Genomic DNA, 12,941 nt, shown 5'->3' with positions numbered 1-12,941 from the left:
GGAGCAGAGGCCGGTTCCCGGTTTCCGGTTTCCCGAGAAGCAGCCGGATCGCCGTTCATGCCCGAACCTGGAAACTGCGAGCGGATACGGCCGTCAGCGGGACAGCGCGCGCTTCGACGACTCGATGAAGGCCAGCATGCGGCCGACGTGCGCCGAGCCCTTGGCCATCTCGGCGAGCCGCTGCTTGACCTCGCTCATCAGCGCGCCCGACAGATAGATCGCCTTGTAGGCATCCTTGATCGCCTCGATGTCCTCGGCGGTGAAGCCGCGGCGCTTGAGACCCTCGGTATTGATGCCGCGCGGGCGCGCCGGCTGCCCCTCGGCGATCACGAACGGCGGCAGGTCGCGCAGGACCACGGCGCCGCCGCCGGTATAGGCGTGGGCGCCGACCCGGCAGAACTGGTGCACGAGCGTGTAACCGCCGAGGCCGACGTGATCCTCGATGGTCACGTGACCCGCCAGCGTCGTGCCGTTGGCGAGAATCGTCTGCGAGCCGATCATGCAGTCGTGCGCGATGTGCGCCTGCGCCATGATCCAGTTGTCGTCGCCGACGCGCGTCAGTCCCTGCTCCTTGAGCGTGCCGCGCTGGATCGTCACGTACTCGCGGATGGTGTTGCCGTTGCCGATTTCCACGCGCGTCGCATCCTCGCGCCGCGCGCTCTTGTCCTGGGAGATCTCGCCGAGCGAGCAGAACTGGAAGATGCGGTTGTCGCGTCCGATCGTCATCGGCCCGCGCAGTACGACGTGCGGCCCGATCCAGGTATCCGCCCCGACCTGCACGCCGGCGTCGATCACCGTGTACGGCCCGACCTCGACGCTGCCGTCCAGCTCCGCGGCGGGATCGATGACGGCGGTGGGATGGATGCGACTCATGCGTGGCCGTCGCCGGCGGTGTCGCGTCCGGCATTCTTGAGCGCGCACATCATGTCCGCGGCGCAGGCCAGCTCGCCGTCGACGCTGGCCTGGGCCTTGAACTTCCACAGATCGCGCTTCTGTTTCTCCAGCTCGACGCGGAAGCGCAGCTGGTCACCGGGCACCACCGGCCGCTTGAAGCGGCAGTCGTCGATGCCGGCGAAGTACAGGATGAAGCCGGAGTCCTTGCGCACACCGGACTTCTGGATCGCGAGAATGCCGCAGGCCTGCGCCATCGCCTCGAGAATCAGTACGCCGGGCATCGTCGGCAGGCCCGGGAAGTGACCGGGAAAGAACGGCTCGTTGTAGGTGACGTTCTTGATCGCCGTCAGCACGCGCCCGTCGTCCTCGATCGACAGCACGCGGTCGACCAGCAGGAACGGATAGCGGTGCGGCAGCAGCTTCAGTATCTCGCCGATGTCAAACATCTTCCCCCTTGGCCTCCGTGTCAGCGGCGGACGACCCGTCCCGCCCGCGCTCCAGCGCCTTGATGCGCTCGTCGAGGCGCCCGAGACGACGCACGCGTGCCACGGTCTTGCGCCATTCCCGCACTTCGTCGAGCGGCAGCCCCGAGCCGTAGACGCCCTTGCGCGTGATCGAGCCGGTCACCATCGCGCGCCCGAGCAGGATGACGTCGTCGGCGATCTCGATGTGCCCGGCGATGCCGGCCGCGCCGCCGATCATACAGCGACGACCGATGCGGGTGCTCCCGGCAATGCCGGTGCACGCGGCGATGGCCGTGTGTGCACCGATGCGGCAGTTGTGGCCGATCTGGATCAGATTGTCGAGGCGCACACCGTCCTCGATCACCGTGTCCTCGATCGTGCCGCGATCGATGCAGGTGTTGGCGCCGATCTCGACGTCGTCGCCGATATGCACGCCGCCGAGCTGCGGAACCTCCTCCCAGCCGTCCGGCCCGCGCGCGTTGCCGAAGCCGCGGCCGCCGACCACCGCGCCCGGCTGCACCTGGCAGCGCGCGCCCAGGCGCACGCGCGGACCGATGAAGACATTCGCCGAAAGCCGGCTGTCGTCGCCGATGCGGGCGTCGCGACCGACGACGACGCCGGGCCCGACGAAGACCCGCGAGCCGAGTGCCACGCCGGACTCGATCACCGCCTGCGGGCCGATCCAGCAACCTTCGCCGATGCGCGCGTCCGCCGCGATCTGCGCGCTGTCATGCCGCCCGGGTGAAAACGGACGGTCAGGATCGAACAGCCGCGCGATGCGCGCATAGGCCAGGTAGGGATCGGCCGCGACGAGGCCGGCGCCGGACAGTCCCTGCGCATCCTGCTCGCGCACGATCACTGCCGACGCCGCCGAATCGCCGAGGCGATCGCGCAGCTTCGCGTCGTTCAGGAACGCAATCCCGCCGGCGCGTCCCGGCAGCAGCGAGCAGACGCCATCGATGGACACACCGGCGTCGCCGACCAGCTTCAGGCCGAAACGTTGCGCGATCTCGCCGAGGGTCACTGCGGTCATCGGTATCCAACGCCCAAAACAAAGGCCGGGAAGAGCATAGCCAATCCCGGCCCCGATCGAATCAGGTGCTTCAGTTTGCCGACTGCAGGCGCTTGAGGACCTTGTCCGTGATGTCGAAGTCGTCGGCCGCGTACACCGGGTTCTCGATCACCATGGTGACGCCTTCTTCCTTCGCAACGACTTCGATGATGCCCTTGATCTTGCCCATCATCTCGGCGAACAGCTGACGCTCGCGGGTCTGGCGCTCTTCCTGGAACTGGCGCGTCTTGTACTCGAAGTCGATCTTGCGCGTGTTCAGGTCCTTCTCCTTGCGCGCACGGTCGGCCGAGCTCAGCAGCTCCGCCTCGCGCTGGAAGGTCTTGATGTCTTCGCCCAGCGCCTTGGCTTCGGCTTCGAGGTCGTTCGCGCGACGCTCGAACTCCTGCTTCATCTTTTCCTGGCTGGCCTTGAACTGCGGCGACTGCTGCAGCAGTTCGTTGGAGCGGATCGAGGCGATCTTCAGCGTCTGGGCCAGCGCCGGCGTGGCGGCGAAGACGGAAGCGGCGACGGCAGCCGCGGCGAAAACAGTCTTGAACATCGTCATGGTCTCTCTCATCGGTGTCTTGGAAAACCGGCTGCCGGATCAGAAGCCGGAGCCGAATGTGATCTGGAATCGGTCGGTGCGGTCGCCGATCTCCTCGTTGAGCGGGAATGCATAACTCATTTCCAGCAGTCCGAGGAAGGGGGTGAACCACGAGAAGCCGAGACCCGCCGACTGCCGCAGTTCGGTGAACTCGAAGTCGCCCGGCTCCGCGAACACGTTGCCGATGTCGAAGAAGCCGTACAGGCGTGTCGAGCGTCCGTCGCTCTCGATCGGCAGCGGAATGATCAGCTCGGACTGCAAGGTCGTGCGCAGCTTGCCGCCGAACGGATTGAGGAACGGCGTGTCCAGCGGCCCCAGCGAGCCATCGCGATAGCCGCGGACGGTACGCGGGCCACCGGCGAAGAAGTTCTCGTAGGGCGGCACGTCGCTCTTGTCGCCGTAGCCGTCGACATAGCCGATGGCGCTGTCGAACTGCATGACGAAGTCGAACGGTAGCGGCACGTAAAACTGGCCGCGGTAGCTCGCGTTGAAGTACTCGATGTCGCTGCCCGGCACGGCAAGGTCGACCGACAGCGAGTGCAGCGCACCGCGTGTGGCGAAGAATGTGCGGTTGCGCGAGTCGTAGCTGATGCCGGTGCGCAGCTGATAGGTCGAGAAGCGCGTGCCGTTGCGCACGACGAACTCGAGCACCTCGTCCGACGTCGTGCCCGGGAAGGTCTCGAGCGCGACTTCCTCGAACCCGAAACCGGCGCGCAGCGCAACGAACTCCGACAGCGGGATGCCGTAGGTCAGGTTCGCGCCGAGGATGTTGGAGTTGAAGCCCGACGAGAAGCGGATCACCGACTCCGACTCGCGATAGAACAGCGAGATCGTCTGGCTGATGCCGTCCTCGGTGAAGTACGGGTCGGTCCAGCCGAGGTTGATCGCGCGCGCGATCGTGTTGTTCTCGATCGACGCGTCGATGCGGTTGCCAGTGCCGAGGAAGTTGGTGTGCGTGACCTGACCGGTGACCAGGAAGCCCGCCGCACCCGAATAGCCGACGCCGAACTGCACCGACCCGGGCGGACGTTCCTTGACGCGGAACACGATGTCGACCAGATCGTCGGTGCCGGGTACCGGCTGCGTCTCCACCTCCGCCTCTTCCATGTACGGCAGGCGCGCCAGGCGCACGCGCGAACGCTCGACGGCGGACTTGGAGAACGGAGCGGCCTCGAGCTGACGCATCTCGCGACGCAGGGTCTCGTCGTTGGTGCCGACGTTGCCGACGAAGTTGATGCGGCGCACGTAGGCGCGCTTGCCGGGCTCGATGAAGTAGTTGATGCTGACTTCGCGCTTGTCCTCGTCGATCTCCGGGATCGGCGTGACTTCGGCAAAGGCATAGCCGATGTCCGACAGCGCCGCCTCGATGCGGTCGGCCGAATCGGTGGCCTGCTTGCGCGAGAAGGTATCGCCGGAGCGGGTGCTGGTCAGCGCCTCGAGAAAGCGGTCGTTGAGGATCGTCTCGCCCGAGAAACGGCGATCCTTGACCGTATAGATCTCGCCCTCCTCGACGTTGACGGTGACGTAGATCGACTCCTTCTCCGGCGTCAGCGCGACCTGCACCGAGCGCACGTTGAACTTGAGATAGCCGCGATCCTGGTACCAGGCCTGCAGCTTCTCCAGATCGCCGCCGAGCTTCTGCTTGGAGTAGCGGTCGGAGCGCTGGAACGGCATCCAGTTGGTCGCCTTGAGCTCGAACTGTTCGAGCAGCGTCTCGTCGTCGAACACGCTGTTGCCGAGGATGTTGACGTCCGAGATCTTCGTGACCTTGCCTTCGGTCACTTCGATCTTGAGGCTGACCCGGTTGTTCGGTTCCTCGTTGACCTGGCTCTCGATCTCGACGTCGTAGTAACCGTTGGCGTAGTACTGGCGCCGCAGCTCCTGCTCGACCTGATCCAGCAGGTCACGGCGGAACAGCTCGCCCTCGGCCAGGCCCAGATTCTTGAGCGATTCGTCGACCTCGTCGCCGCCGACCTTGTCGTTGCCGTCGATCTCGAACTTGGTGATCGCCGGGCGCTCCTGCACGCGGATGATCAGCGTGCCGCCCTCGCGCTCGAACTGCACGTCCTGGAACAGGCCGGACCCGTAGAGCGCCCGGATGGCCTGCCGCGACGTCGCGGTGTTGAGTTCGTCCCCGACCGCCAGCGGCAGATAGGTCAGCACCGTGCCGATCTCCAGCCGCTGCAGGCCCTCGGCGCGGATATCGCGGATCTGGAACGACTCGAACGCGTACGCCCTGCCCGTCAAAGCGGCGGCGGCGACCGCGCAGGCGATGGCGGTCTTCGGAAACTTGATGGCTCTCACCGGGATGCTTGTCTGGTTGTTCGGTCAGTTGAGAAGAATCGGAGGGCCTGCTCAGTTGAGCAGGCGCGCGATGTCGTTGAAGAACGCCAGTCCCATCAACGCCACGAGCAGGGTCAGCCCGACACGCTGACCGGCCTCCTGGGCGCGTTGCGACAACGGCGAGCCCTTGGCCGCCTCGACCGCGTAGAACAACAGGTGTCCCCCATCCAGAACCGGCACCGGCAGCAGGTTCAGCACACCGATGCTGACGCTGACGATGGCCATGAAGCTCAGGAACGACACCAGACCGACCTGCGCCGAGTAACCCGCAACCTGCGCGATCTGGATCGGCCCGCTGACATTCTTGAACGATACGTCGCCGGTCACCATCCGCCACAGCATGCGCACGGTCAACCACGACATGCGCCACGTCTGCTCGATGGCTCTGGGCACCGCGGCAAACGCGCCCAGGCGGCTCACGGCGCGCAAATCCTGCCACAACTCGGGGGGGTTCGCCACGGAAGCACCGAAGCGTCCGATCACGCGGTCGCCGTCGGCGAGCTGCCCGACCACCAGCGGCAGCGTCAGCACGCGCCCGCCGCGGCGCAGTTCGATCTGCACCGCCTCGCCCGGATGTTCGCGCAGCCACTGCGCCCAGGCCTGCCAGGAGACGATCGGCTCGCCGTCGCGCCGGAGCAGCTCGTCTCCGGGAAGGAAGCCGGCGGCATCCGCCGCCTCGCCCGGCAGGACCTGATCCAGAACCGCCGGGATGGCCGGCTGATACGGCAGCAGACCGATATCCTCGAACAGGAACTCCGGGTCGATGCGCACGCCGTCCAGCGCAAGCGCCGCCTCGCGACGTGCACCCGCGGCATCCTGCCAGCGCAACACCAGCGTTTCGCGGTCCAGCGCCCGGTCGATCAGCTCGGTCCGCAGCTCGGTCCAGGTGGCCACCGGCGCGCCGGACACCGCGAGTACCTCCTCGCCGCCGTGCAGCCCCAGATCCGCCGCGATGCTCTCGGCTGGCGGTGGCGCCAGCATCGGCCGCATGCCCTCGACCCCGACGACGAAGACCGCCCAGTAGAGGGCGATCGCCAGCGCAAAGTTAAACAGCGGCCCCGCCGCGACGATCGCGATGCGCCGCCACACGCTGGCATTGTTGAACGCGAGGTGGCGTTCGCCGGGGGCCACCGCCTGCTCGCGTTCGTCGAGCATCTTGACGTAACCGCCGAGCGGGATGGCCGAGAGCGTCCACTCCACGCCGTCGGCATCGCGGCGCATCCACAGCGGCCGCCCGAAACCGATGGAGAAGCGCAGAACCCGGACGCCGCAGCGGCGCGCGACCCAGTAGTGCCCGAACTCGTGAAACGCCACCAGCACGCTGATGGCGACGACGAAGCCGGCGACCGACCAGACCAGATCAGGCATTCAGCAGCTCTCCGGCGCGCGCACGCGCCCACGCATCGATGGCCAGGATGGATGCAAGATCGCCGCCATCCGGCGGCGCCCCGCCCAGGGCTTGGTCCAGGGTCTTCTCGATCAAGGTGGCGATTCCGGTGAAACGCAGGCGTCCGTTCAGGAACGCTTCGACCGCGATTTCATTGGCGGCGTTCAACACGTTCGGCAACGCGTCGCCGCCGCGCAGGGCCTCGCGCGCCAGCCCCAGGCAGGGGAAGCGCTGCAGATCCGGCGCCTCGAACTGCAGGCTGCCCAGCCGGCCGAGATCCAGGCCACCGACACCCGAGGTCCACCGCTGCGGCCACGCCAGCGCATGGGCGATGGGCACGCGCATGTCCGACTCGCCCAGCTGCGCAAGCATCGAGCCGTCGACGTACTCGACGACCGAATGCACCGTGCTCTGCGGATGGATCACGACGTCGAGACGCTCGTCCGGCAGCGCATAGAGCACCGACGCCTCGATCAGCTCCAGCCCCTTGTTCATCATCGTTGCCGAGTCGACCGAGATCTTCGGCCCCATGACCCAGTTGGGATGACGCACCGCCTGTTGCGGGGTGACGTGGTCCAGATCGCCGACCGGCGTCTGCCGGAACGGCCCGCCGGACGCGGTCAGGATCAGGCGCCGGACGCCCGAGGGCGCCTCGCCGCAACGGCTCCCCGGGGGCAGGCACTGGAAGATCGCGTTGTGCTCGGAATCGATCGGAATCAGCGTCGCGCCGCAGCGCCGCGCCTCGGCGAGCAGCAGCGGCCCGCCCATCACCAGCGGCTCCTTGTTCGCGATCAGCACGCGCTTGCCGGCACGCACCGCCGCGAGCGTCGGCAGCAGTCCGGCGGCGCCGACGATGGCCGACATCACCTGGTCCGCCTCGTCATGCGCGGCGAGCTCGGCCAGCGCCTCGGCGCCGTCGCCGACGCGGGTATCGATGCCGTCCGCACGCAGTCGCTCGCGCAGCTCGGCAGCCGCAGCGGCATCGGCGAGCACGGCATGGCGTGGCCGGAACTCGACGCACTGCGCGTGCAGCCCGGCGACGTCGCGCTGGGCGCTCAGACCGAGCACCCGCAGCCGTTCCGGGTTGCGGCGCACGACGTCCAGCGTGTTGCGCCCGATCGATCCGGTCGCACCGAGAACGACGAGGCCCTGCATCACAGGCCCGTGACGATCAGGCCCAGCACCATCAGCGGCGCCGCGGCGAGGATGCTGTCGACACGGTCGAGCAGGCCGCCGTGCCCCGGCAGCAGGCTGCCGCTGTCCTTGATGCCGGAAACGCGCTTGAACATCGACTCGGCGAGATCGCCGACGATGCTGCCCGCGGCCACGAACAGCGACAGGCCCAGCAGCCACCACAGACCGGTGCCGGCCACGCCGAAGGCATAGACGCCGCCGGTCAGCGCCCACGCGGCACATAGTGCGATGCCCCCGATCGCCCCCTCCACGGTCTTGCCCGGCGAGATCGCCGGCGCGAGCTTGCGCCGCCCGAAGCTGCGACCGGCGAGAAACGCACCGGTGTCCGCCGCGAACACCAGGAAGAACACGTACAGCAGCTTGAGCGGCCCACCCGGCAGTGCGTGCACCCACGCCAGCGACAGGATCGTCGCGACCACCAGCAGCATACCGAGCAGGCCCATCGGCAGCGTCGGGATCGGCCGCCGCTGCAGGTTGCCGGGAAATCCGCGGAACAGCAGCGGCACCAGCAGCCACCACAGGGCCGCCGGCACGAGCAGCCAGACGAGTGCCTGCGCCCGCAGCGGCGTGAACCAGGCGAGCACGAGGATCAGCCCCACGGCGGCCGCATAGCCCTGCCGCAACGCCGGTGACGGCAGACGCATCAGCCCGGACCATTCCCAGGCGATCAGCGCCCCGGCAAGCGCGAAGACCGCGAAGACCGCGGAGGTCGGCGCGAACCACACCAGCGCGAGCAGCGCCGGCAGCAGCACCAGGGCAGTGACGACGCGCTGTATCAGCATGAACGGCCGTTTACCGTCAGTCGTTTCCGGCTTTCGGTGCAGACGGCCCCCGCCGCCGGTTCGCGGCTTTGCGGAAAGCGGACACTCGACACCGGAAGCCGCTCCATCACGCCGCTTCCGGAACGCGGCCGAAGCGGCGCTCGCGGCCGGCATACCAGCGCAGCGCGTCGGCGAAGGCCTCGTCGTCGAAATCCGGCCACAGCGTCGGCGTGAAGTACAGCTCGGTATAGGCCAGCTGCCACAGCAGGAAATTGCTGATCCGGCTCTCACCGCCGGTGCGGATCAGCAGGTCCGGGGGGCAGACCTCTTCGGTCGCCAGCTCGGCTTCGAGGCTCTCGGGCGTGATCGGCCGGCCGCTCGCGGCGAGGCGCTGTGCCGCCTGGACGATGTCCCATTGCCCGCCGTATCCGACGGCGACCAGCAACTGCATGCCGTGATTGTCGCGGGTGAGCATTTGCGCCCGCCGCATCTCCTCGCGCAGCTCGGGGGCGAAGTCGCTGTGCTCGCCGATGAAGCGCACGCGCACGTTGTTCTTGTGCAACGAGTTCATCTCGCGGGACAGCGTGCTGACGAACAGCTGCATCAGCAGGCTGACCTCGGTTTCGGGCCGCTTCCAGTTCTCCTGGGAGAAGGCAAACAACGTCAGCACCTCGACGCCGGCACGGCCTGCGGCGCGGACGATCTTGCGCGCCGCCCGCAGGCCGGCGCGGTGCCCAACGGTGCGTGCACGGTCCCGCGCCTGCGCCCAGCGCCCGTTGCCGTCCATGATGACGGCGACGTGGCGCGGCACCTGCGGGTCGCGCGGACTGGGGGCCTGCTGGGACATGGGCAGAGCGCCGTCGCTCACATCGACAGCAGCTCTTTTTCCTTGGCGCTCGCGGTCTCGTCGACCTTGGCGACGAACTGGTCGGTGAGCTTCTGGATCTCGGTCTCGCCGCGCTTCACGTCGTCGGTGCTGATCTGCTTGCTCTTCTCCAGATCCTTGATCGCCTGGTTGGCATCGCGGCGGACGTTGCGGATCGCGACCTTGGCGCCCTCGGCCTCGTGGCGCACGACCTTGGTGAGATCGCGGCGGCGCTCCTCGGTCAGCGGCGGCATGACGATGCGGATCGTGGTGCCGGCGGTGTTGGGCGTCAGTCCCAGATCCGAGGTCAGGATGGCCTTCTCGATCGCGCCGACCAGGTTCTTCTCCCAGGGCGTGATGGTGATCGTGCGCGCATCCTCGACCGTCACCGAAGCGGCCTGCGAGATCGGCACCTCGGAGCCGTAGTAGTCGACGCGGACATGGTCCAGCAGCGCCGCATTGGCGCGGCCCGTCCGCAGCTTCATCAGCTCCGCCTTGAGCGTGTCCACGCTCTTCTGCATGCGCTTGGTCGCGTCGTTCTTGATGTCGTTGAGCATTGGGGTCTCCGTCTGCCGCCGGACCTTCCCGGCGGCACTGCGAATCAGGTATGCACGCGCGTGCCGATCGACAGGTCGCCGCCGATGATGGCCTGCAGCGCGCCGGGGCGGTCCATGTCGTAGACGCACAGACGCACGCCGTGATCGCGGCACAGCACCATCGCGGTCTGGTCCATCACGCCGAGCCGCTTGGACAGCGCCTCGTCGTAGGTCAGCTCCTCGTAGCGGCGTGCGTCCGCATGCTTCTTGGGGTCGGCCGTGTAGATCCCGTCCACCTTCGTGGCCTTGAGCATGAGGTCGGCATTGATCTCGATGGCGCGCAGCGCGGCCGCCGAGTCGGTCGTGAAGAACGGATTGCCGGTGCCCGCCGAGAAGATCACGACGCGCCCCTTCTCGAGGTGCCGCACTGCCTTGCGGCGGATGTAGTCCTCGCAGACCTCGTTGATGCGCAGCGCGGACTGCACGCGGACCGGCACGCCCACGCGCTCGATCGCATCCTGCAGCGCAAGACCGTTGATGACGGTCGCCAGCATGCCCATGTGATCACCGGTGACCCGGTCCATCCCGGCCCGGGCCAGGCCCTCGCCACGGAAGATGTTGCCGCCGCCGACGACCAGCGCCACCTGGACGCCGGACTCGATCACGCCCTTGATCTCGTGCGCGAGAAAGCTCGTCACGTCCGGCGAAATGCCGAAGTTGAGCTGCCCCATCAGGGCTTCGCCGGACAGCTTCAGCAGGATTCGTTGGAATGCAGGCTTGCCGCTCATGCGCCTTCGCTGGTCCCGGGTTCTCGTGATGGGTTCTTGTGGTGCCGCCCGGCACCGGAACGCGGGACGGCGATGCCGCCCGACCGCGCTGCCGGCGGGCGGCCGCAGCCCGCTTTACACAAAAGGCCCCGATGACCGGGGCCTTTCACCTCGTACCGCCGAAATGTTAGCGCGAATCAGCTCTTGATGCCCGCCTGCGCCATCACTTCCGCGGCGAAATCGGTCTGCTGCTTCTCGATGCCCTCGCCCACCGCGAAACGGACGAAGCGCGCCACCTTGGCCCCCTTCTCCTTGAGCATCTGCTCGACGGTCTGGTCGGAACTCTTGACGAAGGTCTGGCCCATCAGCGTGTTCTCGGCGATGAACTTCTTGACCTTGCCGTCGATCATCTTGGCGAGGATCTCGGCCGGCTTCGGCTTGAAGCCGCCGCCGAACTTCTTCTTGATCGTCGCGTAGTCGTCGTCCCAGCGCTTGCGGTCCTCTTCGGACAGGCCTTCGTAGACGCCGTTCTGCTTCTCGGCGTCCATTTCCTTGAGCACGCCGGCCAACTTCTCGGACTCGGCCTTGGCCTCGGCCTGCTCCTGGGCCACCGTGGCCTCGATGATGCGGCGCTCGGCTTCGATCGCCTCGGCCGAGAACGATGCGGCGTCGAGAAAGCGCGGGCTCATCGCGGCGATGTGCATCGCCACGTCCTTGCCCGTCACCTCGTCGCCGGCTTCCATCGACACGATGACGCCGATCTTGTCGCCCGGGTGCATGTAGGTCACCAGCGGCCCGCCGGCCTTGGCGACGACCTCGAAACGGCGGATCGTCATGTTCTCGCCGATGCGCCCCACCATCGCGCGCCGCGTCTCGTCGAGCGTCTCGGCGCCGTCCTTGATCTGCACGAGGGCCTCGATGTTCGCCGGCCGGTGCTTGAGCGCCGCCTCGGCGGAACGCTTCGCCAGATCACGGAACTCGTCGCCCTTGGCGACGAAATCGGTCTCGCAGTTCAGTTCCGCGACCGCCACGGCGTCTGCAGCGACGGCGAAGGCCAGCACGCCTTCGGCCGCCGTGCGGCTGGCCTTCTTGTCGGCCTTGGCCGCGCCGTCCATTCGCAGCTTCTCGACGGCGGCGTTGATGTCGCCGCCGGTCGCCTCGAGCGCCTTCTTGCAGTCGCCCATGCCGGCCCCGGTGCGGTCCCGCAGCTCCTTGACCAGCGCGGCTGTGATCTGCGCCATCAGCTCAACCCTCCGTCTGTTCGGTGCGGCGTCCACGGCCGCGGCTGTCCCCGCCCGGCTTGCGCGGCGCGCTGCGCGGCCGGCGCGGCGCCTGCCGCTCCTCGGCGACCTCGACGAACTCCTCGACGCGGCCCGTGGTGTTGCTGCCACGGCCTTCGATCACGGCGTCGGCCACGCACTGCGTGTAGACCTTGATCGCGCGGGTGGCGTCGTCGTTGCCCGGAATGACGTAGTCGACCTGCGCCGGGTCGTTGTTGGTGTCGACGACGGCGACGACGGGGATGCCGAGCTTGCGCGCCTCGGCCACGGCGTTCTTCTCGTAACCCGTGTCGATGACGAACAGGCAGTCCGGCAGGCTCGGCATTTCCTTGATGCCGCCCAGCGACTTGCGCAGCTTCTCCAGTTCACGCGAGAAGTTGAGCTGTTCCTTCTTGGTGAGGCGGTTGATCGAGCCGTCCTCGACCTGCTTTTCCATCTCGATCAGGCGCTTGACAGAGCCCTTGACCGTCTTGAAGTTGGTCAGCGTGCCGCCCAGCCAGCGCTGGTTGACGTAGGGCATGCCGCAGCGCCGGGCTTCTTCCTCGATGGCGTCGCGCGCGGCGCGCTTGGTGCCGACGAAGAGCACGCGGCCGCCGCTGGCGGCGACCTTGCCGGCGAAGGAACAGGCGTCCTTCAGCATCGGCAGGGTCTGCTCGAGGTTGATGATGTGGATTCGGTTACGATCGCCGAAGATGAACTCGTTCATCTTCGGGTTCCAGTAGCGGGTGCGGTGTCCGAAATGGACGCCCGCCTCCAGCAACTGGCGCATGGTGACATTCGCCATTGGTGAAGCTC

The 12,941-nt window shown here is 67.5% G+C and carries 13 protein-coding genes; all 13 read right to left on the bottom strand.

Going from position 1 to position 12,941, the window contains the following annotated elements; genetic code table 11:
• Positions 1-93 precede the first annotated feature (93 nt).
• The 13 genes from lpxA to rpsB all read right to left on the bottom strand — a co-directional run bounded on the left by lpxA (position 94) and on the right by rpsB (position 12,930).
• A complete protein-coding gene (lpxA, locus tag C8D93_RS09485) occupies positions 94-873 on the bottom strand; it encodes an acyl-ACP--UDP-N-acetylglucosamine O-acyltransferase (protein WP_110264943.1) in 780 nt (259 codons plus the stop codon).
• Positions 870-1,340: a 3-hydroxyacyl-ACP dehydratase FabZ gene (gene fabZ / locus C8D93_RS09480; RefSeq protein ID WP_110264942.1), complete on the bottom strand. Its 471-nt coding sequence runs from the start codon at positions 1,338-1,340 to the stop codon at positions 870-872. Before fabZ ends, lpxA begins: the two co-directional genes overlap by 4 nt.
• Positions 1,333-2,391, bottom strand: coding sequence for a UDP-3-O-(3-hydroxymyristoyl)glucosamine N-acyltransferase (gene lpxD, locus C8D93_RS09475; protein WP_110264941.1), 1,059 nt, complete (start codon positions 2,389-2,391; stop codon positions 1,333-1,335). The genes fabZ and lpxD overlap by 8 nt, the downstream gene beginning before the upstream one ends.
• 70 nt (positions 2,392-2,461) lie before the next feature.
• Positions 2,462-2,974 carry an OmpH/Skp family outer membrane protein gene (locus tag C8D93_RS09470; protein ID WP_170123976.1) on the bottom strand — a complete coding sequence of 171 codons (513 nt, stop codon included), beginning with the start codon at positions 2,972-2,974 and terminating at the stop codon, positions 2,462-2,464.
• Between the two features lie 39 nt (positions 2,975-3,013).
• Positions 3,014-5,317: an outer membrane protein assembly factor BamA gene (bamA, locus tag C8D93_RS09465; protein ID WP_245903866.1), complete on the bottom strand. Its 2,304-nt coding sequence runs from the start codon at positions 5,315-5,317 to the stop codon at positions 3,014-3,016.
• Positions 5,318-5,368: 51 nt separating this feature from the next.
• Entirely contained in the window at positions 5,369-6,724 is a 1,356-nt protein-coding gene (gene rseP, locus C8D93_RS09460; protein ID WP_110264939.1) for an RIP metalloprotease RseP, read from the bottom strand.
• Positions 6,717-7,898: a 1-deoxy-D-xylulose-5-phosphate reductoisomerase gene (gene dxr / locus C8D93_RS09455; RefSeq protein WP_110264938.1), complete on the bottom strand. Its 1,182-nt coding sequence runs from the start codon at positions 7,896-7,898 to the stop codon at positions 6,717-6,719. The genes rseP and dxr overlap by 8 nt, the downstream gene beginning before the upstream one ends.
• Positions 7,898-8,719 (bottom strand): phosphatidate cytidylyltransferase, encoded by an 822-nt coding sequence (locus tag C8D93_RS09450; protein WP_110264937.1) that lies wholly within the window; start codon positions 8,717-8,719, stop codon positions 7,898-7,900. Before C8D93_RS09450 ends, dxr begins: the two co-directional genes overlap by 1 nt.
• Before the next feature lie 106 nt (positions 8,720-8,825).
• Positions 8,826-9,545, bottom strand: coding sequence for a polyprenyl diphosphate synthase (gene uppS / locus C8D93_RS09445; RefSeq protein WP_110264936.1), 720 nt, complete (start codon positions 9,543-9,545; stop codon positions 8,826-8,828).
• Positions 9,546-9,562: 17 nt separating this feature from the next.
• Positions 9,563-10,120: a ribosome recycling factor gene (frr, locus tag C8D93_RS09440; RefSeq protein WP_110264935.1), complete on the bottom strand. Its 558-nt coding sequence runs from the start codon at positions 10,118-10,120 to the stop codon at positions 9,563-9,565.
• A gap of 44 nt (positions 10,121-10,164) precedes the next feature.
• The gene (gene pyrH / locus C8D93_RS09435; protein WP_110264934.1) at positions 10,165-10,887 is read right to left on the bottom strand and encodes a UMP kinase; all 723 of its coding nucleotides are present in this window, start codon (positions 10,885-10,887) and stop codon (positions 10,165-10,167) included.
• Positions 10,888-11,063: 176 nt separating this feature from the next.
• Positions 11,064-12,107, bottom strand: coding sequence for a translation elongation factor Ts (gene tsf, locus C8D93_RS09430; protein ID WP_110264933.1), 1,044 nt, complete (start codon positions 12,105-12,107; stop codon positions 11,064-11,066).
• A 4-nt stretch (positions 12,108-12,111) separates the two neighbouring features.
• On the bottom strand, positions 12,112-12,930 hold the full coding sequence (rpsB, locus tag C8D93_RS09425; protein ID WP_110264932.1) for a 30S ribosomal protein S2: 819 nt from the start codon (positions 12,928-12,930) through the stop codon (positions 12,112-12,114).
• Between the last annotated feature and the right edge of the window lie 11 nt (positions 12,931-12,941).

It is taken from the genome of Sinimarinibacterium flocculans (assembly GCF_003201205.1).
In the GTDB taxonomy this organism is placed as follows: domain Bacteria; phylum Pseudomonadota; class Gammaproteobacteria; order Nevskiales; family Nevskiaceae; genus Solimonas; species Solimonas flocculans.
Note: the sequence above shows the minus strand (reverse complement) of the source record. Positions and strands in the feature narration are given on the sequence as shown.

What these genes read in the sequence shown, in the direction of transcription:
- lpxA (WP_110264943.1), bottom strand. Translation starts at nt 873, where the DNA reads ATGAGTCGCATCCATCCCACCGCCGTCATCGATCCCGCCGCGGAGCTG.
- uppS (WP_110264936.1), bottom strand. Translation starts at nt 9,545, where the DNA reads ATGTCCCAGCAGGCCCCCAGTCCGCGCGACCCGCAGGTGCCGCGCCAC.
- rseP (WP_110264939.1), bottom strand. Translation starts at nt 6,724, where the DNA reads ATGCCTGATCTGGTCTGGTCGGTCGCCGGCTTCGTCGTCGCCATCAGC.
- tsf (WP_110264933.1), bottom strand. Translation starts at nt 12,107, where the DNA reads ATGGCGCAGATCACAGCCGCGCTGGTCAAGGAGCTGCGGGACCGCACC.
- frr (WP_110264935.1), bottom strand. Translation starts at nt 10,120, where the DNA reads ATGCTCAACGACATCAAGAACGACGCGACCAAGCGCATGCAGAAGAGC.
- dxr (WP_110264938.1), bottom strand. Translation starts at nt 7,898, where the DNA reads ATGCAGGGCCTCGTCGTTCTCGGTGCGACCGGATCGATCGGGCGCAAC.
- C8D93_RS09470 (WP_170123976.1), bottom strand. Translation starts at nt 2,974, where the DNA reads ATGACGATGTTCAAGACTGTTTTCGCCGCGGCTGCCGTCGCCGCTTCC.
- pyrH (WP_110264934.1), bottom strand. Translation starts at nt 10,887, where the DNA reads ATGAGCGGCAAGCCTGCATTCCAACGAATCCTGCTGAAGCTGTCCGGC.
- fabZ (WP_110264942.1), bottom strand. Translation starts at nt 1,340, where the DNA reads ATGTTTGACATCGGCGAGATACTGAAGCTGCTGCCGCACCGCTATCCG.
- lpxD (WP_110264941.1), bottom strand. Translation starts at nt 2,391, where the DNA reads ATGACCGCAGTGACCCTCGGCGAGATCGCGCAACGTTTCGGCCTGAAG.
- C8D93_RS09450 (WP_110264937.1), bottom strand. Translation starts at nt 8,719, where the DNA reads ATGCTGATACAGCGCGTCGTCACTGCCCTGGTGCTGCTGCCGGCGCTG.
- rpsB (WP_110264932.1), bottom strand. Translation starts at nt 12,930, where the DNA reads ATGGCGAATGTCACCATGCGCCAGTTGCTGGAGGCGGGCGTCCATTTC.